Annotated in this window: 18 protein-coding genes and 1 riboswitch; of the genes, 1 reads left to right on the top strand and 17 read right to left on the bottom strand. The window is 46.3% G+C overall.

The features are described from left to right. Positions 1-2 precede the first annotated feature (2 nt). The 17 genes from ACVBJC_RS03635 to ACVBJC_RS03555 all read right to left on the bottom strand — a co-directional run bounded on the left by ACVBJC_RS03635 (position 3) and on the right by ACVBJC_RS03555 (position 18,293). Positions 3-1,472: a sigma-54-dependent transcriptional regulator gene (locus tag ACVBJC_RS03635; RefSeq protein ID WP_447159518.1), complete on the bottom strand. Its 1,470-nt coding sequence runs from the start codon at positions 1,470-1,472 to the stop codon at positions 3-5. Between the two features lie 126 nt (positions 1,473-1,598). Further along, positions 1,599-2,810 (bottom strand): ABC transporter permease, encoded by a 1,212-nt coding sequence (locus ACVBJC_RS03630; protein WP_447159517.1) that lies wholly within the window; start codon positions 2,808-2,810, stop codon positions 1,599-1,601. Between the two features lie 26 nt (positions 2,811-2,836). Beyond that, the gene (locus ACVBJC_RS03625) at positions 2,837-4,138 is read right to left on the bottom strand and encodes an ABC transporter permease (RefSeq protein WP_447159516.1); all 1,302 of its coding nucleotides are present in this window, start codon (positions 4,136-4,138) and stop codon (positions 2,837-2,839) included. A gap of 21 nt (positions 4,139-4,159) precedes the next feature. Then, the gene (locus ACVBJC_RS03620) at positions 4,160-4,891 is read right to left on the bottom strand and encodes an ABC transporter ATP-binding protein (protein ID WP_447159515.1); all 732 of its coding nucleotides are present in this window, start codon (positions 4,889-4,891) and stop codon (positions 4,160-4,162) included. Positions 4,892-4,943: 52 nt separating this feature from the next. Beyond that, a complete protein-coding gene (locus ACVBJC_RS03615; RefSeq protein WP_447159514.1) occupies positions 4,944-5,234 on the bottom strand; it encodes a hypothetical protein in 291 nt (96 codons plus the stop codon). Between the two features lie 19 nt (positions 5,235-5,253). Further along, on the bottom strand, positions 5,254-6,516 hold the full coding sequence (locus tag ACVBJC_RS03610; protein WP_447159513.1) for an efflux RND transporter periplasmic adaptor subunit: 1,263 nt from the start codon (positions 6,514-6,516) through the stop codon (positions 5,254-5,256). A 618-nt stretch (positions 6,517-7,134) separates the two neighbouring features. Next, a complete protein-coding gene (locus ACVBJC_RS03605) occupies positions 7,135-7,518 on the bottom strand; it encodes an MAPEG family protein (protein ID WP_447159512.1) in 384 nt (127 codons plus the stop codon). 196 nt (positions 7,519-7,714) lie between these two features. Beyond that, complete coding sequence (locus ACVBJC_RS03600; RefSeq protein WP_447159511.1) at positions 7,715-8,272, bottom strand: HdeD family acid-resistance protein; 558 nt, start codon at positions 8,270-8,272, stop codon at positions 7,715-7,717. A gap of 448 nt (positions 8,273-8,720) precedes the next feature. Continuing rightward, positions 8,721-9,533, bottom strand: a complete 813-nt coding sequence (locus ACVBJC_RS03595; protein ID WP_447159581.1) for a cobalamin-binding protein — start codon at positions 9,531-9,533, stop codon at positions 8,721-8,723. 448 nt (positions 9,534-9,981) lie between these two features. Beyond that, complete coding sequence (cobO, locus tag ACVBJC_RS03590; protein WP_447159510.1) at positions 9,982-10,653, bottom strand: cob(I)yrinic acid a,c-diamide adenosyltransferase; 672 nt, start codon at positions 10,651-10,653, stop codon at positions 9,982-9,984. Between the two features lie 166 nt (positions 10,654-10,819). After that, the gene (locus ACVBJC_RS03585; RefSeq protein ID WP_447159580.1) at positions 10,820-12,367 is read right to left on the bottom strand and encodes a cobyric acid synthase; all 1,548 of its coding nucleotides are present in this window, start codon (positions 12,365-12,367) and stop codon (positions 10,820-10,822) included. 107 nt (positions 12,368-12,474) lie between these two features. Further along, a complete protein-coding gene (cobU, locus tag ACVBJC_RS03580; RefSeq protein ID WP_447159509.1) occupies positions 12,475-13,020 on the bottom strand; it encodes a bifunctional adenosylcobinamide kinase/adenosylcobinamide-phosphate guanylyltransferase in 546 nt (181 codons plus the stop codon). After that, positions 13,017-13,796 carry an adenosylcobinamide-GDP ribazoletransferase gene (locus ACVBJC_RS03575; protein WP_447159508.1) on the bottom strand — a complete coding sequence of 260 codons (780 nt, stop codon included), beginning with the start codon at positions 13,794-13,796 and terminating at the stop codon, positions 13,017-13,019. Before ACVBJC_RS03575 ends, cobU begins: the two co-directional genes overlap by 4 nt. 120 nt (positions 13,797-13,916) lie before the next feature. Beyond that, complete coding sequence (gene cobT, locus ACVBJC_RS03570) at positions 13,917-14,945, bottom strand: nicotinate-nucleotide--dimethylbenzimidazole phosphoribosyltransferase (RefSeq protein WP_447159507.1); 1,029 nt, start codon at positions 14,943-14,945, stop codon at positions 13,917-13,919. 49 nt (positions 14,946-14,994) lie between these two features. Further along, a complete protein-coding gene (locus tag ACVBJC_RS03565; protein WP_447159506.1) occupies positions 14,995-16,059 on the bottom strand; it encodes a FecCD family ABC transporter permease in 1,065 nt (354 codons plus the stop codon). Continuing rightward, the gene (locus ACVBJC_RS03560; RefSeq protein WP_447159505.1) at positions 16,052-16,969 is read right to left on the bottom strand and encodes an ABC transporter ATP-binding protein; all 918 of its coding nucleotides are present in this window, start codon (positions 16,967-16,969) and stop codon (positions 16,052-16,054) included. The genes ACVBJC_RS03565 and ACVBJC_RS03560 overlap by 8 nt, the downstream gene beginning before the upstream one ends. A gap of 209 nt (positions 16,970-17,178) precedes the next feature. Then, positions 17,179-17,333, bottom strand: a riboswitch (cobalamin riboswitch). 327 nt (positions 17,334-17,660) lie between these two features. Then, positions 17,661-18,293: a histidine phosphatase family protein gene (locus ACVBJC_RS03555; protein WP_447159504.1), complete on the bottom strand. Its 633-nt coding sequence runs from the start codon at positions 18,291-18,293 to the stop codon at positions 17,661-17,663. A 287-nt stretch (positions 18,294-18,580) separates the two neighbouring features. Between ACVBJC_RS03555 and metH the strand changes: the two genes are divergently transcribed. After that, complete coding sequence (gene metH / locus ACVBJC_RS03550) at positions 18,581-22,363, top strand: methionine synthase (RefSeq protein ID WP_447159503.1); 3,783 nt, start codon at positions 18,581-18,583, stop codon at positions 22,361-22,363. The last annotated feature ends 170 nt before the right edge of the window (positions 22,364-22,533 follow it).

Genomic DNA, 22,533 nt, shown 5'->3' with positions numbered 1-22,533 from the left:
CGCTATTTATCAATCTGGTATTTTTGCATACGTCGGTACAAGGCTTGACGGCTTAACCCTAAAGACTTAGCCACCCTTGCAATAACGCCATTGTGTTGCTCAAGTGCAGCCTCGATACCAGCTTTCTCATCTATAACTTGTGTTGTTGCAGATGCGCTGGTATTAGCTTGTTCGGTTATCTGGCTGTAATGATGGATCTGGCTTTGGCTATCGCTTTGACTGCTAGTGCTCATGTTAGCCTTACTGTGGCTGTGGCTTAGCGATTGTGCGTCACAATCAATTGGTTTAGTCTGTCCTAATGCACTCTCTACACCAAAATCTGCTACAGACAATTGAGCACATTTAGCTAAGATTACGGCTCGCTTACAGGCATTTTCAAGTTCACGTACATTTCCCGGCCAATGATGAGCCTGCAACACTTGCTGTGTTTGTCGCGACAAGCTGAAATCGGCACCAACAAAATGTTTAACCAATGGCAGCACATCATCTTTTCGGTCATTAAGTGCAGGCAGCGCTAACTCAATCACATTGAGGCGATAGAACAGATCTTCTCGAAAGCGCCCCGCTTGAATATCCTCAACCAAATCAGCATTAGTCGCACTTATCACCCGCACATTCACTTTACGAGTCTGATGGCTGCCTAGGCGCTCAAACTCACCGGTTTGCAGCACCCGCAGTAATTTAACTTGGCCAGAAAGTGGCAAGTTACCTATTTCATCTAAAAACAAGGTGCCACCGTCTGCCGCTTCAAAGCGACCAATCCTTGCTTTTATTGCCCCAGTAAACGCCCCCGCCTCAGCGCCAAACAGCTCGGCTTCAAGTAGATCCATTGGCAGCGCACCAATATTGACCTTAATAAACGGCTTATGCTTTAAAGGAGAATTAGCATGAATAATATCGGCAAGCTTGTCTTTACCTGCGCCATTAGGGCCGGTGATTAATACTGACACATCGGATTTAGCTATCTGTAGTGCCAAATCAACACAACGCTGCATCGCACCACTATTAAAAATAATGCCGCATAAATCGGCATCTTTAATCGCGACCATACGTTGATTTTCAACACGGCTTAGCTGCGCATTTTCTTTAGACAATCGATGCAATGAAATAAGGTTATTAATACTGGTTAATAGCTTCGCATCATCCCAAGGTTTACCCATGTAATCAGCCGAGCCTTCTTTGACTAGCTCGACAGCGAGTTCAAGTTGGGTCCAAGCGGTCAGTAATATAATGGGAAGCTCAGGCTGCAGTTGCCTAAAAGCATAAAATAGACTCTTGCCCTCCTCACCAGAGGTCGTGTCTTGAGTGAAGTTCATGTCTTGCACAACTAGCACGACATCGTGCAACTGCACTAATTCAAGTGCGACTTCAGGTGATAAGCAGGTCAGCGTTCGATAACCGTTAAGCTCTAACATTAAAGACAGCGCATTACACACGGCTTGGTTATCGTCGACAATTAGGATGGTATCCATAAACTCTTTATTATTTATTCTTTTAGAGGGCTAGCTATAAAACTAACTGAAAGCCAAACAGAGTTAAAGCAAAGCTCACATTTGGCTAACAATTAGTTAGCATTTCTTGGTGTTAGCAGTAGTGGATTACACGCTTCGCGTCGCAATCGCAGGGGAAATCTTTGCGGCTTTTTGAGCCGGTAAGATCACTGCAATGGTGGTCAACACAAGCAGACCCGCCACTGTCACTATCGGATAAATAAGCTCTAGCTTAGGTAAACTATAAAGGCTCATTAACTGCTGACCGAGCTGCACCGCAATTAAGCCGCCAATCAGTCCCCCCGCGAGACACAATAGATAGTTCTCTACTAAGAAGAAGCTGATAATATCTCGCTTTTTAGCCCCTAATGCTCGTCTTGTACCAATCTGCTTAGTACGGCGCTCAATATTAAACATCACCATGCCAGCGAGTCCTAAAGAGGTGATAAGCAGCAGTAATACCACCATCATTGACAGTACCGTGGCCATCAATTCATGGTTGCGATACACCTTCTCTCGGTGCTCACTAATTAACGTAAACCCTCGCACCACTCGATTAGGATGCTCTTTATGTAATGCGGCCGGGATCGTTTCTTTGAGTCTGACTAACGTGCCCTCTTCGGCTCTAACCAGAAACTTAGTAAACGATGAAGCGAGCTCCACATTAACAATCACACTGTTATTAAAGTTTGAGTGGTTTACCCAGGCTCCTTGCAGACGCTCAACAACACCAATCACCGTCATCGGGCTTTCCCCTACATTCCCGCGGTACATCACCTGCCCAAGTGCTGACTCATCTCCCCAAGATTTTTTCGCAAACTCAGCCGACACTATCGCCAAATTGCCTAGCTCAGGGCCACCACTTCTTACCTCATCAGGGTAAAAGTTACGCCCTTCGATAAGCTTAATGCCAAGGGTTTCGAGCATATGCTCATCACCATAATAGATAGCCGCACTGGGCGTGTCTTTACGGTTCTCTTCGCTGCTGCCTAGCGAAAAACTCGATGACCAGCCGCCGCCACTAAGTGGCGTCATGCTGGTAGACGTCGCTGATTTTACGCCATCTAATTGACGAATAATCTCGATATCGCGAGGGTTTTGTTTAAGCGGCTCGATACTCGAATCGAAATTATAAATACTGAAATCGAATACTTCAGACTCGGCAATCCCTGACTCACGGCTCATCAAGCCAATACGCTCACTAATAATAAAACTGGCATTGGCCACTATCGCAACCGATAACACAATCTGAATAAGCAGTAATAAAGGCCCGCTTTTATTACGCATCAACATGCTTAATATGGGTTTAATTTGCAACATCGTAAGCTCCTTTCTCACTCTGTAAATCATTGACTCTTTAAGTAGACACTTGGGTTGGTGCTGCAGATGCGCCACGCGGGATAAATCCCGGCTACAATGGTAGCGCTCACAGCAATAGTCGGCGCAATAAACCACATGCTTTGATCCAGCTGAGCCAGCGATGCCTCAAGCTCAAACTTAGATGATAAGAAATGCAGTGCAGTCCAAGCCCAAAGTAGCCCTAAGGCGCCACCACAAAAACCAATTAAGCCCACTTCGACTATGTGTTGAGAGAAGATCTGCATACGACTGGCACCAATGGCACGTCTCACCCCAACTTCAGGGGCACGCTTTAAAAACTTAGCCAGTAACAGCCCAAGCATATTGACCAAACAGACAATCAAAAACAGTGCACTTAACCCCACCAAAATCTTATTATCTTCTGGAACCACCTTGTTGACGTTCAGCCAAGTTTCAACATCAGAGATCTCACCTCTGGCATCGGGGCGCTCAAAACGGCCGAGCTGCTTTTGCTGCTCAACATAGGCAGACAGCCACTGCAGATACTCTTGCTGCAATGCGGGAGTATCAAGCTCTACCCAGTACTGCAGCCAGTGCATTTCTGAATTAAGCCTATCGCTATAACTCTGGATATTTTCATGACGCCAGCTGTTGTTATTCCCCCAGCTTTCAAACTCTTCAATAGGCGCTAAAGAAAACGGCACATAGATCTGCTCAGAATCATTAAAGGCGCCATTATTAATATCGTAATACTTTGGATTTGGGTTCCAGTTTTCAATCACCCCCACCACTTGATATGGCTTACGATTGAGTAGTAAAGTTTTACCAACACTGTTTCCCCCACCGAAGGCTTTTTGATTAACCTCTTGGTTAATGACCACCTTGTAGCCACCTTCACTATCGACCTGCTTATCCCACACACCGCCATAAATAAATGGCACATCAAACAGTTCAAAGAAATCACCGTCGGTTACGCGAACCCCTTCAAGCATCGGCGAGAAATTCTCATCATCAGTCTGCACTGCAAGACCGGTGCGAAACATCGCGGCTTGGCGAACCGGTACCCCACTTTCTCTTAAGTTGAAGCCATCTTGATAGGTGATTTGCTCGTTGATCTCTTCCCAAGTATCAATATTTTGACTCATCAAACGCACCGAAAACAGCTGTGATGAACGCTCGCCAGCCGGATTAACTGAGGCCATTTTATAGATATTCAACGTAGTGATAGTGATACCAATACCAATAGAGATGGCGAGGACCATCAGCAAAGATAAAAATGGCGTCTTCTTGATACTGCGCCAAGCTAAATCAAGGTAATAAAAAAACATCATGCTCTCCTTAGCCGTTGATTAAGCAACCGATGCCGCATCGGCGATAGACTGTACTTTTTGATCAGACGAACCAGCTTGATACATAGTGAAATCGCACACTTGTCCGTCGACAATCTGAATATTACGTTGCGCTCGACGCGCAAGCTCAGCATCGTGAGTCACCATGATAATAGTGGTACCCGCCTTATTAATATCTTCTAGCAGCTCCATCACTTGGCGGGCCATTAGGCTGTCTAAGTTACCCGTTGGCTCATCCGCTAACAGAAAGCGCGGCTCGCCTGCCAAGGCTCTAGCTATCGCCACTCGCTGCTGCTGACCACCTGAAAGTTGTGTTGGTAGGTGCTTCATTCGCGCTGCTAGCCCGACTTGTTCAAGCGCACGTTCCACACGAATTTTACGTTCTTTGGCGTTAAAACCACGGTAACGCAGTGGCACCTCAACATTCTCGGCGAGGTTTAGATCAGAGATAAGATTAAATCCCTGAAAGATAAAGCCGATTTTCTCATTACGGATAGCCGCACTCTTGTTATCACTTAAATTTGAGATATTCACCCCATCGAGAAAATAGTCACCATGGGTAAAGCCTTCGAGTAAGCCGGCAATGTTCAAAAAAGTGGTTTTTCCTGAACCCGACGGTCCCGTGACCGCAACAAATTCGCCCTCATTAACCTCTAAGTTAAAGTCTCGTAGTGCGTGAGTTTCAACTAAATCCGTTTTAAATACTTTGCTAATCTTGTTCATCGATAACATGGTTATATTCCTTTAATTCTGTTTATCAAATCTATCTGAAATCTGTTCAAACCTACTGAGTCAGCCCTGTAATGATACTTTCGAGCACCCTCGTCACTATCTGCTGCACAAACTCCGTATCACCGACGGTTACATCTACTGTGACATCTGATACGTCGCTTAAATTCAATGGGTTATCACAGCCAATTTCAATCAAATTCAAACCAATAAACATCCAGTCACCCGCTCTATCCGTAGAGACTTGTACCGCGACGACCAGTAACATTAATACCGCTGCGGTAATGGCTTGCTGCAGATTCATTTGCTTAACTCTGTTCACTATTGTGTTTATTACCTGATTCATTGCCTGCTTCCTTATTCGACTAGCGGACCAATACTTGCGCGGCTTGATTAAACGGCTCAACGCTTGAGGTCACCCAAATATCGCCAACCTGCCCGCCTTGAATCACTTCAATATGACTCATGCTACGTGCACCCAATTGGATCGGGGTTTGCTCCGCTATATCATCATGCATCACATACACTTGCTGCCCGCCACCGCTATTAACAAACGCTCCGCGCTTGACCATCAATACATCAGGACGATGCTCAAGTAGCACTCTTGCTGATAAACGTTGGTTTTGACGCAATTGTAAATTATCGTTTTGCTCAAATCGTACTCTTGCCGTCACCTCACGGTTACGCACTTCAGGAGAGATAGAAGACAGCTCGCCCATTACCGTCACAGAGCCAAAGCTCAGCTCGACTGCCATACCTATCCCCAGTTCGTCGGCATAAGACTCTGGCACGGCTAATTCGGCTTCAAAGGCACTTAAATCAACGACAGTAAGAATGGGTTGGCTCTGACCAATACGCGCTTTTTGCTCTGTCAGCCAGTTACCAATAATGCCGCCAACGGGCGCTGTGATATCAAGCGCTACAACTTGACGTTCAAGCTCCTTAACCACCAAAGCTTGACGGTCCACCTCTAGTGACGTGTTCTTAAGCTCGAAAGTTAAGGTGTCTTTCATTAACTGCGCTTCTTGACCCGCATGAGCAAACAGCAGCTTGGCCTTATGCAGATCATCTTTACTCTTTTCAAAATCGATTCTACTGATCAACTTTGACTCAATTAGCTGGTCGCCACGGCGGCTTTCGCGATCAGCAGCCGCTAAATCTACCTTGGCCATATCCAGCGTTTGCTGCGCTTTTAGTTGTTGACGACGAGCCTCTAGACGAGCGCGCTCTAGTGAGCTTTGCATTCCCTCAAGTACAGCTTGCTGCTGCTTTAAACTGTTAGTGAGTCTATGGCTCTCAATAGTTGCGACTACCTCACCTTGAACAACCTTGTCACCGGGCTTGGCGATTAACGTCACTGAACCTTGCTCAGGGCTATACAGAACAGGAGCATTAGCAGCAACAATCTTGCCCGTGGTAGGAATATCACGAACCAGAGTGCCACGTTCCAATGTAGCAAAACGCAGTTCAGAGCGTTTAATCGATGTAGCAACTGAGTCGCTACCCATGCTCGACCAAACCAGACCTGAAACAAGTAATGCCGCAATACCAAACATCAACGGACGCTTAAATTTACTGGCCTTGCTTGGCTGCTTAATCGTGTCTTGTCCGCTGGTATCCTGAATCATCTGCTTTCCCTAAAGTGTCCGTTCTAAGCATTCATCGCTTTCGATAGGTCTATTAATACAATCTGCGTGCCATAAACAATAAAGCACTAATAAACATAATCTTAATCTATTTTCAGATGCAAATAGCCGCACAAGTGTCCGCGGACACAGATTAAAAGTGTCCGCTTTGCAGAATGAGATGTCCGATACGAGGAAAGTGTCCGAAATGGGTAAAGCTGAGACGGTATAAGTAAAGATGAAGCAAGCTAAGACGCTAAAGAGTAGGAAAGTGCTGAGTCGGTTAACAGCCAAATAGAGCAAAGACGAGCGGTCATAGATGTAATAGCTCTGACCTGACGAACAAGCTACAGCCGTACCGTCTCAGCTTAAAAATAAGGACCTAGCTCCTAGGACGCTTCGCTACGAGGACGGGCTTCGCCCTACTAGGAAAAGCTCAAGCCCGACCTACAACAAACACTGCTTTTCTTGCTCTTCCTAGGACCTGGTACCTTTCTTTGCCTATTCGTAAGCGGAGCGTTCTGTAGTGACGCAGGCACGTTCACTAAGCCGTAGGCCGTTCGGCTCTTACCGTCTTAGCTCTTCCTACGACCTGCTTTTCCTAGGGCCTAGAACCTTCTTTTAAACCGCCTGCCAAAACACGGTGAACGAGGCAAAAACAGCGACAAACCAAGATAACGATCGCAGTGTACCTTTATCCATAAGGTACAAAACTTGATAAGTTATACGTGCGATGACATGCACGATAGCCGCGGTTTCAGCGATAGTATTCACTTTATCCGTGGCGATCACCGCCAGTACGGCTAATCCAAAAATCAGTAGAGATTCAAAGGCATTTTGATGCCCTGCAACCGCTCTAGCGCCAAAACCTGTGAGTTTAGATTGTTGTTCGCGCGGGTGACTATTGTCGTACCCCCCCAGTTTAGCCATTGCCACCGCAACAGGACCTTTTGCGGCATAAGGTAGCAACATCGCGATAAATAGGCAGATGAGTAGAGTTGTCATGGTGAATTCCTTTCTTATTGTTGTAGTTAGCCGTTAACGAGCAGCACCCTTTTACAGCTATATTGAATCAGCACTAAAACATAAAATGGGTCGGCTGGTAAAGTTTGATAAAGACAAAGGTTGAGGCAGAGGTAAAGACAGGAACAGCACAGCTAGCAGATATCTAGCTGTGCTAACAACATGTAGGCTTAGATGATTATTTTGCTACGACCTTTTTCATCTGTACCCCAATGAAGATAAAACTGATCCCTTCAAAGATGAAAGAGACACCAATGAAAATCCCTAAAATAGATAGTGAAAATTCAGGGTTGTTCATTAAAGTAAAAAAGTAAACCGCAATAGCAGTTGATAGCAATCCACTGAACACTATCCAGCGCCATCCATCTAGGTTGTTACGGCTGTTGAAGCCAAAAAACATCCTAGTCACCCCGTTAAACAGCATAATAGTGATCATCATTACTGTAATGGTAAATAGGCCTACAAAAGGCTCAGCGAGAATAAGTATGCCGCCTATAAGATAAAACAGTGCGCTAATGACATACCAAAACTTGGCTTTCCATGTTGGAAAACTCAAGGTGTGGTAAAGCTGAACCAGACCAATAACCAAAAAGATTGCGCCAATTATCGTGGTAATCGTCATTCCTGCAGCAACGGGTAGGCTTATAGCAAAAAAGCCGGCAAGGGTAACAACCACGCCAACAATGACAAACCATTTCCAGCCTTTAGTTAGCATGGTATTTACTGGGTTTTCCATATTATATCCTTTAACAATCAAGTAATTAATTTGCATTTAAACGTTGAGTATTCAAGGGTTAGCGTTAACTGTGCAACCCCAGTTGAAATAGCCTACTCAATAACCAATGCAATAATGTGAATTGGCGATACAACCTCTAGTATCGGTCATCAATAAAAATATGACTAGCTGTAAGGTGATTTTTCTTGGTGTAATCTAGTACTTAGTGAGTTTTGATAGGTTTTAACTCGGGATATGCACCCAATCTAAGTGATATACGCCTAGCTAAGTTAATATGGTAGAGTTCGACATTAAAAATAAATGAGACCGACATCACAAATAACCGAATAACATGACTTTGATTGACAACTATAACCTTATATTTCTTATAGCAATATAAGGTTGAGGATGACTTTACGGCCTGCGGCAAGCCTAAATCGAATAGGCTTGCAAATTGAGTTACTGATTTTTAACGGGCGTTATCTAACGCAACACATAGGGCTTCTACGCCAAGTAGCGCTCTTGGTGCAGCGCGGTGCAAAAGGTCGGCGTTGAGCTGATAGATGTGCTTATTCTTAACGGCTGGGATCTCAGCCCACGCATTCCAGTCCACGCCGATGATATTGCCTTCATCTTGGCTTTGCAGGATAACCTCAGGCTGTTTTAGCACTACGGTTTCTAGACTGACTTGTGGGTAGTCGTTGGCTGCATCGACAAATACATTTTTGCCATGGCAGACACTGATGATCTGTTGGATCCAGCTGTTTTTGGCGACAGTCATCAGTGGAGTCGACCATAACTGATAAAAAACACTGACCTCAGATTTAGCACTGTTTTCACTGCGTAGCAGACTAAGTTGCTGGCGATAATCAGCAGCCACCTTTGCAGCTTTTGCTTGATGCCCCGTTAGCTCTCCAAGAGAGACAAGCTCGTCGGCCACCGCTTCGAGTGTACTCGGGTTGCTATCAAACACCTGAAAGCCCAACTCTTTGATACGCGTTATATCTTCAGCCTTATTGCCACTGCCCCATACCACCACCAAGTCGGGCTCTAGCTCCAACAGCCGCTCAATTTGAATACCGTAATAGCCGCCAATACGCGGAATTTGCAGCGCAGCATTAGGAAAATCCGCATGCTCAGTTGTCGCCACAATAGACTCCCCAGCCCCAATGGCATACAGCATTTCAACCGAATGTGGCGACAGCGCGACAATACGTTTAGCGGGCGCTGCGATATCTGCAAACACAAAAGCCGACGGTAAGGCGCAAGCCGTCAGCAACATAAATAATCTGGTAATTTTGTTCATTAAAATCCTTTTTAGTTCTAATTTCGGCATGTTCCTCTCACTTTCCTAGAGCGTTCGCAAGCTCACTTCGAGAACGCTTCGCGGCTAGAGCGAACTTCGTCCCGCTATAACACCAACAGAATAAAGATCCAGCCCCCGACCATACGACTCACTCTAAGAGCCGGTTGATTGAGTAAGCTCGCTTCTAAACTCTACCCGCACCAACAATAACGCCACAACAAAGAAAGCGAAGAAAGTAATTTCAAACGGTTGCAGCCGTAACAAAGCTAATCGTGATATTTCACAGCATTCGAAGTTGTGGCTAAGCCGTCAAGCTTTCTCAGCCTATGAGCATACGCACTTTTCACCCAAAAACCGCTGAAGGCTCAAGTGATTGGGTGAGAAAGCGCAGACAATAACGCTACAGAAGCTAGCAGGAAGAAATTTAGTAGTCGAAGCCGGGCTGGGCTTTAATACCATTATCAAACGCATGCTTTATGGGTTGCACCTCGCTAACGGTATCAGCCAGCTCGATTATCGCGCGGTGACACGCTCTGCCTGTTACTATCACATGTTGCATTGGCGGACGGTTCTTCAGCGCCTCAAGCACTCGCTCAACTTCTAGATAGTGATAACTGATCATATAAGTTAGCTCATCGAGCATCACAAGATCGATCGTTGGATCGTTAAGTAATTGCTCAGTGGCTTCCCATGCTTTAACCGCTGCTGCGGTGTCTTTTTCTCTGTCTTGAGTTTCCCAGGTAAAACCGGTCCCCATCACATGAAAATCGACGCCTGCACCTTCGAGCAAGGTACGTTCACCACAATCCCAGTTACCTTTAATAAACTGCACTACGGCAGCTTTCTTACCATGACCGACTGCGCGAGCGACAGTGCCAAAACCTGAAGTGGATTTGCCTTTGCCATTACCGGTTAGCACTAACAGAATGCCTTTCTCTTCTTGGGCACGCGCGATCTTGGCATCCACGCCTTCTTTGATCCGTTGTTGACGCGCTTTATGACGCTTTGCCTTGTTCTCGACGGCGGTTACGTTTTCGGCTTCATTTTCATTTGCACTATTTTCATTGGCACTATTATTAACGTTAGCGTCTGTCATGTTACGTCCCTATTTTGACTTAATTTGGCTGCATCCCAGTACTGGCGAGGATTTCAGCAAATGAATTATGATGAATGCTCATAAGAATTTAATTGTTTAGTAAGCACTCAACTATCGTTTGACTTTTACACAAATCTACTATTTTTTAGTCAAGCACAGCTATTTTTCACTCTACTGCCTGCCAGATCTGATTAAGCCGACCGAGATCTAAATGCTGCTCTAACACATCTGCGAGCCGCTCTAGTTGCTGTTCACGCACTTTATTCACATCGATGACCTCTGCCTGCTCCATACCCGCCCATTTAAGGAGCAACTGACACGCCTGTGGCGAATCAAATAATCCGTGCAGATAAGTCCCCATAATTTGGCCATCACTGGATAACATGCCCTCGGCATGGCTCACGCACTTGTTTGCTTCTGTTTGATCAACAGAGGATTCCTCTGTTTTTGGCATGAGTGCTAGCGGCTGAGTTAATGGCAGTAGCGATCGTGAGCGGCCACAATGAATTTCATAGCCCTGTACCCTAGCCGTTTCACCGAGCAAAGATAAACTCCCCTCAACTTGCTGCAATACTTTGTTGGCTGTCAGCTCAGTGACTAATGGCAATAAACCTAAGCCCTCGCTGCAGCCCGCATTATCTTCGATCCCTGCAGGATCGTCGATCGCCTGCCCTAAGATCTGGTAACCACCGCAGATCCCTAACACCTTGCCACCATAGCGTAAGTGTTTATCTATCGCTGTGTCCCAACCCTGCTCACGGATAAACTCAAGATCGGCGCGCACGTTTTTACTGCCCGGAATAATGATTAAATCCGCAGCTGGGAGTGATTGCAGGCTGTTATGTCTGCTCGCTTCAGCTTGGGTCTGCAACGACACATAGTTGAAATCGATTTGTGGATTAAGTCTTAACGGATCAAAGTCGGTGTGGTTACTAATGCGCGGTAATACTAAGACTAATACTTTAAGCTTAGTTTCGCAGCTCTTTACGGGCGCAGCAATGAGTGCATCTTCGGCGTCGAGGTGCAGGTCGTGTAAGTAGGGTAAGACCCCAAGCACAGGTTTGTTAGTGTAGCTTTCTAACCAGTCTAGGCCGTCTTGCAACAGGCTAACATCACCACGAAAACGGTTAATGACAAAACCTTTAACTCGCGCCTGCTCTGACTCACTGAGTAAAGCTAAAGTGCCCACCAAATGGGCAAATACGCCGCCTTTATCGATATCGGCGATGATAATGACTGGGCAGTCGACCTCTTCCGCAAAGCCCATATTAGCAATATCGCCTTCACGCAGATTGATCTCTGCAGGGCTGCCCGCTCCTTCTACCAATAGCATGTCGTATTGAGATGTTAAACGCTGATAAGACTCAAGCACTGCCGCCATGGCCTTAACTCGATAACCCTCGGCATTTTTACCAAAGTAATCTTCAGCTTCCATCTGCATCAAGGCTTTACCGTGCACGATGACTTGCGAGCCAGTATCTGAACTGGGTTTTAATAAAATAGGATTAAAGTCAATTTGCGGTTCAAGCAGACAAGCCACAGCTTGTAGTGCCTGCGCACGACCAATCTCACCACCATCTATTGTGACCGCGCTATTAAGTGCCATGTTTTGCGGCTTAAACGGCGCAACCTTCACACCTTGTCTAACAAACATTCTACACAGGCCGGCCACTAAAGTGCTCTTACCTGCATCGGATGTGGTGCCTTGTATCATCAGCACTTTGGCTTTATTTTTATCTAACTGTGTCTTATCTAACTGAGTCTTATCTAGCTCAGCCTTATATAACTCAGTGTTATTTATTGTTGCCATGAGATTGTTTTTTAACCTTTCAAATTAAGCGGTAAGCCTGCTGTCACCAAAGTCACCTTGTCTGCAACCGCAGCAATATCTTGATGCAGCCAGCCCGCTTCATCCACAAAACGGCGGTTGATTTCGCCGAGCGGCACGATGCCGCAACCGACCTCATTACTGACCAAAATCACGCTGCCTGGCAGCATAGTCAAAGTGTGCAAAAATTCCGCCTTCACCTGTAGCCAGTCGTCCCTAGGCTTTAATAAATGATTGGTCAACCATAAGGTTAAACAGTCCACTAAGATGATGCTATTTTCAGATGCATGCTCCTTTAAGCCAGCACTTAACTTGAGGGGACATTCGATAGTGCGCCATGGAATGGTATCTGACTCACGCTGAGTTTGATGATGAGAAATACGCTCATCCATTTCAGTGTCTAACGCCTGCGCCGTTGCAAAGTACAAGCAATCTATTGCCTGCTGTTTCTTACTCTGCTCGGCTAAAAATTGTTTTACTTGCGACTCAGCAAAGCCACTTTTACCACTACGGGCGCCGCCTAATACCAGATGGATCACCAGCTAACTCCTAAGATGAGTAACAATAGATAACAAGCCAGTTCACTACCTTGCTGCGCTGCGCCTAAGGTGTCGCCGGTATAGCCGCCGATCTGCTTTCTGAACAGTTTTACAAAGCCAAATCGCACCAGAAAAAGCCCCACGATTAAAATGAGCGCAGGAAAAACACCGACTAACAACAGTGCCAATACGCCAGTTGCTAACAATATCGATAACTCATTAATGCCTTGCTGCTGGGCTAGCGGCTTGCTCTTACTGGTGTCAGAGTCACTGACATATTGCTCAGAAAAGATAAAACTGGCGGCCACAATGCGGCTTAGACAATGCCCGACTATCAATGCCAAACTGACACTGCGGGGGTCAAACAGCGCAAGCTCTGTCAGCAGTTGCCATTTAAGCAATAATGCTAACACCAAAGCCAACGCGCCATAACTCCCCAGACGTGAGTCTTTCATGATGTTAAGTTTGGCCTCTACCGTCCAGCCACCACCTAGGCCATCAGCCGTATCGGCAAGACCATCTTCATGAAAGCCCCCTGTCACTATCACGCTGGTTATCATGGCAAACACAATCGCAACAGATGGCGATACCCAGTGCAGCATTAAGCTATAAACCAGCGCACTAATTACGCCCACCAGCAGACCTACCAAGCCGAAGTATCGACTGGCTTTATTTAGCTTATCTGCGTCAACCTCAATCCATTTCGGCATCGGAATACGCGTAAAAAAGCCCATCGCGATAAAAAATAGATTCAGTTGTTTTTGCCAAGCTTGCATGTAAATCTCCGATTTCAGGTCCTAGGTCCTAGGTCCTAGGTCCTACAAAAGAGGCTAACTGTAACGCCCTAGTACCTAGATTTTTCTTTTCCTAGAACCTAGCCCCTTCTTTTCTAAAAACTAAATCTCTATGCCGGCATCTTCAAAGCTGGCCATTTCGTTATAGAAGTTGGTCGCCGCTTGAATAAGCGGTAACGCTAATGCCGCGCCCGTTCCTTCACCGAGCTTCATGCCGAGCTTCAATAGAGGCTTAGCTTGCAGAAACTCCAGCATTAAAAAGTGACCCTTCTCATCTGACTGATGGGCAAAAATCATGTAGTCACGCACGTTGGGATTAATCTTTACCGCAACGAGCGCCGCAGCACTGGCAATAAAACCGTCAACAACAATGAGCATATTACGCTCTGCTGCAGCCAGCATTGCACCTGTCATCTGCACAATTTCAAAGCCGCCGAGACAAGCCAGTACCTGCATAGGCTCGTCAAGCTCACTGTGGTGCACAAGCAGTGCTTGCTCGACTAACATCTTCTTACGCTTAAAGGTCGCCGCGTCGATCCCTGTACCTCGGCCGACACAATCTTCAGCCTTCATGCCTGTTAGTGCCGCCATAATCGCAGCAGCAGACGAGGTATTACCTATGCCCATCTCACCAAGCGCTATCAAATTACAACCATTTTGATGGTGGAACTCGACTCGCTCTGTCGCCATCTTAAAGCCTTGTTTTACCGCACCGAGAGTCATCGCCGCGCGCTTATGAATAGGCCCTGTACCTGAACCTAAACGTTGGTTAATCACACCCTCTAGGTTTTCAATCGGCTTTAAGATCCCGCAGTCAATCACCTCTAAGTCAAAACCCACTTGACGAGTAAACACGTTAATTGCTGCGCCACCTTTGATAAAGTTAATCACCATCTGCGTGGTGACTTCACTTGGTGCAATTGATACGCCAGAATCAGCAATGCCGTGATCTGCGGCAAACACCATCATCTTTGGATTGCAGATCTGCGGCTTGTCTTTACCTAATACGTGGGCAATCTGTAACGCTAAGGTTTCTAAATCTCCCAAGGCGCCAAGGGGCTTAGTTTTAGTATCTATTTTTTGCTGAATCTCAGCATCGAACTCAGTATTTATTGGTTTTATATCAAACATGTATAGTCCCCTAGACCACTCAACTTAGGTGCTTACTCAACATTAATTGTTAAATACGTTTGGCACGACGGCCGCCTAAAATAAACAAAAAGAAAATACTGCCCATCACCGAGGTAATAATCCCCACTGGCAGCTCTTGATAACTCAATAAGGTTCGCGCTAATACATCGACCCAAACCATAAATAATCCGCCGACGAGTGCCGTTAATAGCAATGGGAATCGCCCAGGGAAAAGCAAGCGCACCGTATGTGGCACCATCAAGCCTATAAAGCCGATGCCACCGCAATTAGCGACTAATATAGCTGTGATAAGTGAGCAGATAAGCAGCATAGATAAACGCAAACGAGCGACGTTAATTCCTAGGGTATGGGCGGTTTCATCACCGGCGCGCATCGCCACTATTTGGCGCTTATTCAGTAAGATAATTAGCAGAGATAGCAATACCACCGAAGCTGGTAGCCACAAGCCTTGCCAGCTGGCTTTAGCAAAGCTGCCTAAGGTCCAAAACAGTACCGATGCAGCAGCTTGTGGACTGGAAAAGTACAACATCAAACTGGCGAGTGCGCCAAACATAAACGAGGTTGCCACGCCAGAAAGCAACATGCGCTCAACCTGGGTGCTTAGGTTACGGCCACATAAGCTCAATACCAGCAATACCGATAAGCTGGCACCGATAAATGCGCCAACCGGCAGACTGAGCCAAAGCATGCTTTGGCTAAAGAGGGTTAACGCCACTACAGCGCCAAAAGAGGCGCCCGATGAGATCCCAAATAGATAAGGATCTGCCAGCGGATTTCGCGTCACAGTTTGCAGCACACTGCCCGCTATCGACAGTCCAGCCCCAGCAATAAATGCTAATAAGACTCGCGGTAAACGTAGCTCCCAAATAATGCGCTCTTTTACGCCAACAGGATCGCCGATACTAAACAGCTTGTGGCTAAACACATTTAGCACATCTAAGGTACTAATACTGGCAGCACCAAAACTGGTGGCAGCAAATGGGGTGATTAGCGCCACCAAAGTGAGTATAAGCAGAACGAGATGCTCAGTTCGGCGACGACAATTAATGGCTAACGGCAGACTCGCGATTGAGGCCTTACTCACCTTAAACATCTGTACCTCTCGCTTTTATTTGAACGAAAGCTTCAGCTTGAACTGACGCCTTTATATCCGCGGCGGTTTTCTCACCACTTGCCGACACGCCCTCGTAACCATAGAAATAACAGATAAGCGGATTACCATGCTGAGGATGAGGCTTGATTTCACAGCACACATCAAACACTTCAGCGATGCGCTGCTCAGTGAGTACCATCTTAGGTGAACCATTGGCTATAGCACGGCCCTTATCAAGCAGGAGGAGTTCATCACACAGTGCACTGGCAAGGTTAAGATCATGAATAGAGGTGATAACGGTGATATTGAGACTGCGCAGTAGCTCTAAGGTTTGGATCTGATAACGAATATCTAAGTGATTTGTCGGCTCATCGAGAATAAGTAGTTTAGGGCGCTGCGCAATGGCGCGAGCAATCAAGGCACGCTGCTTTTCACCGCCCGATAAGCTCTCATAGGCTTGATTGGCTTTATCTTCAAGACCTACTTTTTCAAGTGCTTGTGCGATCACAACGCGATCGCTGCGGCTAGTAAAATCAAAGGCACTTTTATGAGGCGTTAAACCTAGGCCGATAAGTTGCGCAGTGGTCATCTCGAAATGATGGGGGGTGTCTTGCAGTACCACGGCGATTTGCTGGGCAAAAGCTTTAGCCGATAGCGCGCTAATATCTTGCCCAAACAAGTTAATACAACCCGTTGTTGGCTTAATGAAGCGATATAAGCAGCGCAGTAGACTGGATTTCCCTGCGCCGTTAGGCCCTATAATACCCAGCATCTTACCTTCAGCTAAGCTAAAGTCGATTGCCGACAAAATGGCTTTACCATCCAGTTGCCAGCCTAAGTCGTTAACAGACAGCACTGTTTGGGTTTTAGCTTCAGCGTGAATCTGCTGCTTTAATTGCGAATTAGCCATTGCAGCCATTTACCCATTGTTTGAAAAAACGGGCATCGAATAAGCAAGCATCATATAAACAGGCCTTTAGCAAGCCTCGATCTAGGTCTAGGTCTAGGTCTAACAACCAAGCATGGAACTTCATTTTATTGTCTCCCTCGAGTCGCCCGCACGAGTTTATGTGTATATGGATACACTTTTAATTATCAACACGTACTGAGTCATACGTACTGAACAACATAAGCTAGGCAGGTATCTGACTTGGAAGCACAGCCCTATGGCTAACCTTCCCTACAGTTGCGGGTACAGTCCGGACTAAGCGGCGAATAACTGCCAGCCTCCGGTTCCCTTTATGCGATTAAGCACCTAGCTTTCATTTTGTTTGACTTATTATTAGCTTAGTCGCGCTGATACTAACGAGACTATCCCAGCGACAATCCCCGTGAGTATTAAGCACTAACCTTAATGCAGACAGTAGCACTCAAGTAAGCTAACGCCGCAGTTTAGCATCATACCAGCAAGGCTGATATCACCTTTGTTTTATAAATAAAACCAAGATTGACGGGCTAAAGCCCGACCTACGATAAAAAGGTTCTAGGTTCTAGGTTCTAGGTTCTAGGTTCTAGGCTCTAGGCTCTAAGCTCTAAGCTCTAGGCTCTAGGTCCTAGGTCCTAGGTCCTAGGTCATAGGTTCTAGGTCCTTCTTTAAACTTCTACCGCCAATTTAGGGTCATGAACTGCTTATTATCATTGTGCAGCACATCAATCACTACCGTGGCCGCGTAAGGCAATTTAAGCGAGGTGTAAAAACCCGCACACTGACTGACGTCCAGAGCTTTACTCATTAAATGACGTATTACGCCACCGTGAGTCACCACTAATACCGTCTTTCCTTGATGCAGCTCAAGCATCGCCTGCCAGGCTTTATCGATACGCGCCTCAAAATCTTGCATAGACTCGCCATGAGGCGGCGATAACAACCAAGGGTTTTTCCAGTAGTTATCAAGCGCTGAGCCACAAGTTTGATAAAGCGCGTCGAAGGTTTGTCCGTCCCAATCGCCGAAGTTCAGCTCTTTAAAACCTGCTTCAATAGAAAAGTCTAAATCATGCTCACGAGCCAATTGCTCTGCGATGTTGGCGCAGCGCTGAAGCGGTGAACTAATCACACTATTAACAGTAAAACCAACGGTAAAATCGACTGACAAATCGGTTAAGCATAAGGCGGAAAATGCCTTTTTCATCTGCAACTGACCAAGCTCAGTTAACGCAACATCAACTTGGCCGCGTAAAATATTGCCACCATCGCATTCGCCGTGCCGAAGTAAAATCACCTTAGTGGTTTGCATTATACCTGTTGACCTTCATTATTTATCAGCAACTTAGTTAAAATTCATTGGCTTTTAATGCTGAAAAAGTATCATGCTTTAGCACTTGCACTTTTTATCGCCTCTCACGTATTATGGACGTCTATACGTATAAATGTCCAAACAAAATAAAAGGTCACTAATAATAAACGACCTTAACTGAAAATAACGGACATGATTTACACCAGATCTAGGTAAGTTAAGTATTCAGAGACTTATTTTGCTTGGTATTACAAGAATAACGATTTGCGAACTGGTAGGAATTATCTATGGCAACTTGTACCCCAACACATGCCTTGAGCGCAGTAGCACATACTCAAGACTCTGCCGACAAGGTTTTAGCAGTACTTACCCAAAAGCTTCAAGATGGGATCCTTATCCTCGACGGCGCGATGGGCACCATGATCCAAGATCGCAAATTTGAAGAACATGACTTTCGTGGTGAACAGTTCAAAGACTGGCATTGTGATGTAAAGGGCAACAACGACATGTTGGTGCTCACCCAAGCCGATGCTATCAAGCAGATCCATAAAGACTACCTGTTAGCCGGCTCTGACATCATAGAGACCAACACCTTTAATGCCACCCGCATCGCCATGGCCGATTACGACATGCAGGAGCATTCAGCTGCGATCAACTTAGCAGGCGCACGCATTGCCCGCGAAGCCGCCAATGAAGTTGAAGCAGAGACGGGTCGCCAATGTTATGTGGCTGGTGTTTTAGGCCCGACCAATCGCACTTGCTCCATTAGTCCAGATGTTAATGATCCCGGCTTTCGTAACGTTAGCTTTGATGAGCTAGTTGAAGCCTACATTGAGTCAATCAATGCACTTATCGCTGGCGGCGCAGACATCATTATGGTCGAGACCATTTTTGATACGCTTAATGCAAAGGCGGCATTATTTGCGATTGAAACCGTGTTTGATGAACAAGAATTCCGTCTACCGATTATGATCTCGGGGACGATTACCGACGCCTCAGGGCGTACCCTTACCGGACAAACCACCGAAGCTTTTTATAACTCACTGCGCCACGTTAAGCCTCTGTCTATCGGCCTTAACTGCGCCCTTGGACCAAAAGAGCTTCGACCATATGTAGAAGAGCTGTCAAAAATATCTGAATGCTTTGTGTCGGCGCACCCAAATGCTGGTCTACCCAATGAATTTGGTGGCTACGATGAAACTCCAGAGCAGATGGCGGAAATCATTGAAGAGTGGGCCGAAGAGGGCTTTTTAAATATCATTGGTGGATGCTGTGGTACCACGCCTGATCATATCCGCGTTATCCGACAAGCCGTTATTAAGCACCCGGCCCGCGTACAGCCCGACATCCCAATTGCATGTCGTCTATCAGGGCTTGAGCCACTGACCATTGATAAAAATTCGCTATTTTTGAACGTCGGTGAACGCACTAACGTAACCGGATCGGCTAAGTTTTTACGCCTGATCAAAACTGGCGAATATGAAGAAGCGCTGTCGGTTGCCCGTGAGCAAGTTGAAAGCGGCGCACAGATAATCGATATCAACATGGATGAAGGCATGCTTGATGGTGCCGAAACCATGCATAAATTCCTCAACCTTATCGCCTCAGAGCCTGATATCTCGCGCGTACCGATTATGATCGACTCCTCTAAGTGGGAAGTGATTGAAGCGGGCCTTAAATGCATTCAAGGTAAAGGCATCGTTAACTCTATCTCGCTTAAAGAGGGTGAAGAAAAATTCATCGAGCAAGCAACCTTAGTTAAACGCTACGGCGCTGCGGCAATTATCATGGCGTTCGATGAACAAGGCCAAGCCGACACCAAAGCGCGTAAAATCGAGATTTGTACTCGCGCCTATAACGTGCTGGTAGATAAAGTCGGTTTTCCGCCAGAAGACATTATCTTTGACCCCAACATCTTTGCCATTGCCACAGGTATTGAAGAGCACGATAACTATGCCGTTGATTTTATCGAAGCTACCCGTGAAATAAAACGCACCCTACCTCATGCGATGATCTCTGGCGGCGTGTCGAACGTGTCGTTCTCGTTTCGTGGTAACAACCCGGTGCGTGAAGCGATTCATGCCGTATTTTTGTATCATGCAATTCAAGCAGGCATGGACATGGGTATCGTCAACGCCGGACAACTGGCGATTTATGATGATATCGACACCGAATTAAAAGAGCGAGTTGAGGCAATCGTACAGAACTTACCTTGCAGCGCTGTCGATAAAAATGGGGAGCCGACTAACAACACTGAACTCTTGTTAGAGGTTGCGGAAAAATTTCGCGGCGATGGCAGCCAAACCGTTAAGAAAGAAGATTTAGAGTGGCGCACTAAGCCGGTAAATGAGCGTTTAGCCCATGCGCTGGTTAAAGGTATTACCGACTTTATTGATGCAGATACTGAAGAAGCACGCCAACAGGCCACTCGCCCACTCGATGTGATTGAAGGGCCGCTAATGGATGGGATGAACATTGTTGGCGACCTATTTGGTTCCGGTAAAATGTTCCTGCCACAAGTGGTTAAATCTGCGCGCGTAATGAAAAAAGCCGTTGCCTATTTAAACCCTTATATTGAGCTTGAAAAAGTCCCAGGCCAGTCTAACGGTAAAATTTTAATGGTTACCGTTAAGGGGGATGTGCACGATATCGGTAAGAACATCGTTGGTGTGGTACTGGCTTGTAACGGCTATGAAGTGATTGATTTAGGCGTGATGGTGCCGGTGGAGAAAATTATCGAAGTCGCCAAGGCTGAAAATGTCGATATTATCGGCATGTCAGGGCTTATCACGCCAAGCCTTGATGAGATGGTGCATAACGTTAAGAGTTTCCACAAAGCCGGCTTAACGATTCCGTCAATCATTGGCGGTGCGACTTGCTCAAAAATTCATACCGCTGTGAAGATTGCGCCGCACGCACCAACGGGGGCCATCTACATTGCTGATGCCTCGCGCGCCGTACCTATGGTGTCAAAGCTGATTAACAACGACACTCGCCAAGCAACTATCAACGCAGCTTATGAAGAATACGATATGATGCGCGAAAAGCGTCTATCGCAAACCAAACGTAAAATCATCACATCTATAGAAGCTGCGCGTGAAAACCGCTGCCAGCACGACTGGGCAAACTACACTCCATTTGTGCCTAACGTGCTGGGTCGCCAGGTATTTGATGATTATCCGCTAGAGGATTTGGTTGAACGTATCGACTGGACGCCATTTTTCCGCAGTTGGGAGCTACACGGTCACTTCCCACGTATTTTAGATGATGAAGTGGTGGGTGTTGAAGCGCGTAAATTATTCGCTGATGGTAAAGCCATGCTGGATAAAATAATCAGTGAAAAGTGGCTTACCGCCAAAGCAGTTATCGGCTTGTTCCCTGCCAATACCGTTAACCATGACGATATTGAGCTTTACTCTGCCGATGGGACGGATGAATCTCGCGAGCAACCAATCATCACCCTGCACCACCTGCGGATGCAGATTGAGCGCGTCGGTAACGACAACTTCTGCTTAGCTGATTTTGTTGCGCCAAAAGACTCAGGGGTTGCCGATTATATGGGGGGCTTTGCGGTAACAGCAGGCCATGGCATCGACGAGCATGTGGCGCGCTTTGAAGCCGACCATGATGACTACAGCGCCATTATGCTTAAATGCTTAGCAGACCGTTTAGCCGAGGCCTTTGCCGAGCGTATGCATGAGCGTGTACGTAAAGAGTTTTGGGGTTATGCCAGCGATGAAGTACTCGATAATGAAGCGCTTATTCGTGAAAAGTACAAAGGTATTCGCCCTGCACCAGGATACCCTGCTTGCCCTGACCACACAGAAAAAGGTCTGCTTTGGGATTTATTAAAGCCAGATGAAACCATTGGCCTTAACATCACTGAAAGTTATGCCATGTTCCCAACGGCTGCTGTTTCGGGTTGGTACTTTGCCCATCCTAAATCCCGCTACTTTGGCGTCACCAATATTGGCCGCGATCAGGTAGAAGATTACGCAGCACGTAAAGGTATGAGCATTGAAGAAACGGAAAGATGGTTAGCCCCTGTGCTTGACTATGATCCAGAGTAAAGAGCCAGCCTTGAGCGGGAGAACAAACTTGTTTGTTCGGTGGCCGTAGGCCTAAAACTAACAGCCATAAGAGTCCTCAACACGCTTGTACCAAGCGTGCAGGGGCGAAGAAAGAGTAAGATGGAATTCAATTATTGTCCTACTGATAACCCTATCAGTGGGACTTTGCT

The sequence above is a fragment of the Shewanella sp. 0m-6 genome, assembly GCF_052977325.1.
Note: the sequence above shows the minus strand (reverse complement) of the source record. Positions and strands in the feature narration are given on the sequence as shown.

Coding starts and splice junctions, on each gene's coding strand:
- ACVBJC_RS03635 (WP_447159518.1), bottom strand. CDS start 1,472: ATGGATACCATCCTAATTGTCGACGATAACCAAGCCGTGTGTAATGCG.
- ACVBJC_RS03630 (WP_447159517.1), bottom strand. CDS start 2,810: ATGTTGCAAATTAAACCCATATTAAGCATGTTGATGCGTAATAAAAGC.
- ACVBJC_RS03625 (WP_447159516.1), bottom strand. CDS start 4,138: ATGTTTTTTTATTACCTTGATTTAGCTTGGCGCAGTATCAAGAAGACG.
- ACVBJC_RS03620 (WP_447159515.1), bottom strand. CDS start 4,891: ATGTTATCGATGAACAAGATTAGCAAAGTATTTAAAACGGATTTAGTT.
- ACVBJC_RS03615 (WP_447159514.1), bottom strand. CDS start 5,234: ATGAATCAGGTAATAAACACAATAGTGAACAGAGTTAAGCAAATGAAT.
- ACVBJC_RS03610 (WP_447159513.1), bottom strand. CDS start 6,516: ATGATTCAGGATACCAGCGGACAAGACACGATTAAGCAGCCAAGCAAG.
- ACVBJC_RS03605 (WP_447159512.1), bottom strand. CDS start 7,518: ATGACAACTCTACTCATCTGCCTATTTATCGCGATGTTGCTACCTTAT.
- ACVBJC_RS03600 (WP_447159511.1), bottom strand. CDS start 8,272: ATGGAAAACCCAGTAAATACCATGCTAACTAAAGGCTGGAAATGGTTT.
- ACVBJC_RS03595 (WP_447159581.1), bottom strand. CDS start 9,533: ATGTTGCTGACGGCTTGCGCCTTACCGTCGGCTTTTGTGTTTGCAGAT.
- cobO (WP_447159510.1), bottom strand. CDS start 10,653: ATGACAGACGCTAACGTTAATAATAGTGCCAATGAAAATAGTGCAAAT.
- ACVBJC_RS03585 (WP_447159580.1), bottom strand. CDS start 12,367: ATGATACAAGGCACCACATCCGATGCAGGTAAGAGCACTTTAGTGGCC.
- ACVBJC_RS03575 (WP_447159508.1), bottom strand. CDS start 13,796: ATGCAAGCTTGGCAAAAACAACTGAATCTATTTTTTATCGCGATGGGC.
- cobT (WP_447159507.1), bottom strand. CDS start 14,945: ATGTTTGATATAAAACCAATAAATACTGAGTTCGATGCTGAGATTCAG.
- ACVBJC_RS03565 (WP_447159506.1), bottom strand. CDS start 16,059: ATGTTTAAGGTGAGTAAGGCCTCAATCGCGAGTCTGCCGTTAGCCATT.
- ACVBJC_RS03560 (WP_447159505.1), bottom strand. CDS start 16,969: ATGGCTAATTCGCAATTAAAGCAGCAGATTCACGCTGAAGCTAAAACC.
- ACVBJC_RS03555 (WP_447159504.1), bottom strand. CDS start 18,293: ATGCAAACCACTAAGGTGATTTTACTTCGGCACGGCGAATGCGATGGT.
- metH (WP_447159503.1), top strand. CDS start 18,581: ATGGCAACTTGTACCCCAACACATGCCTTGAGCGCAGTAGCACATACT.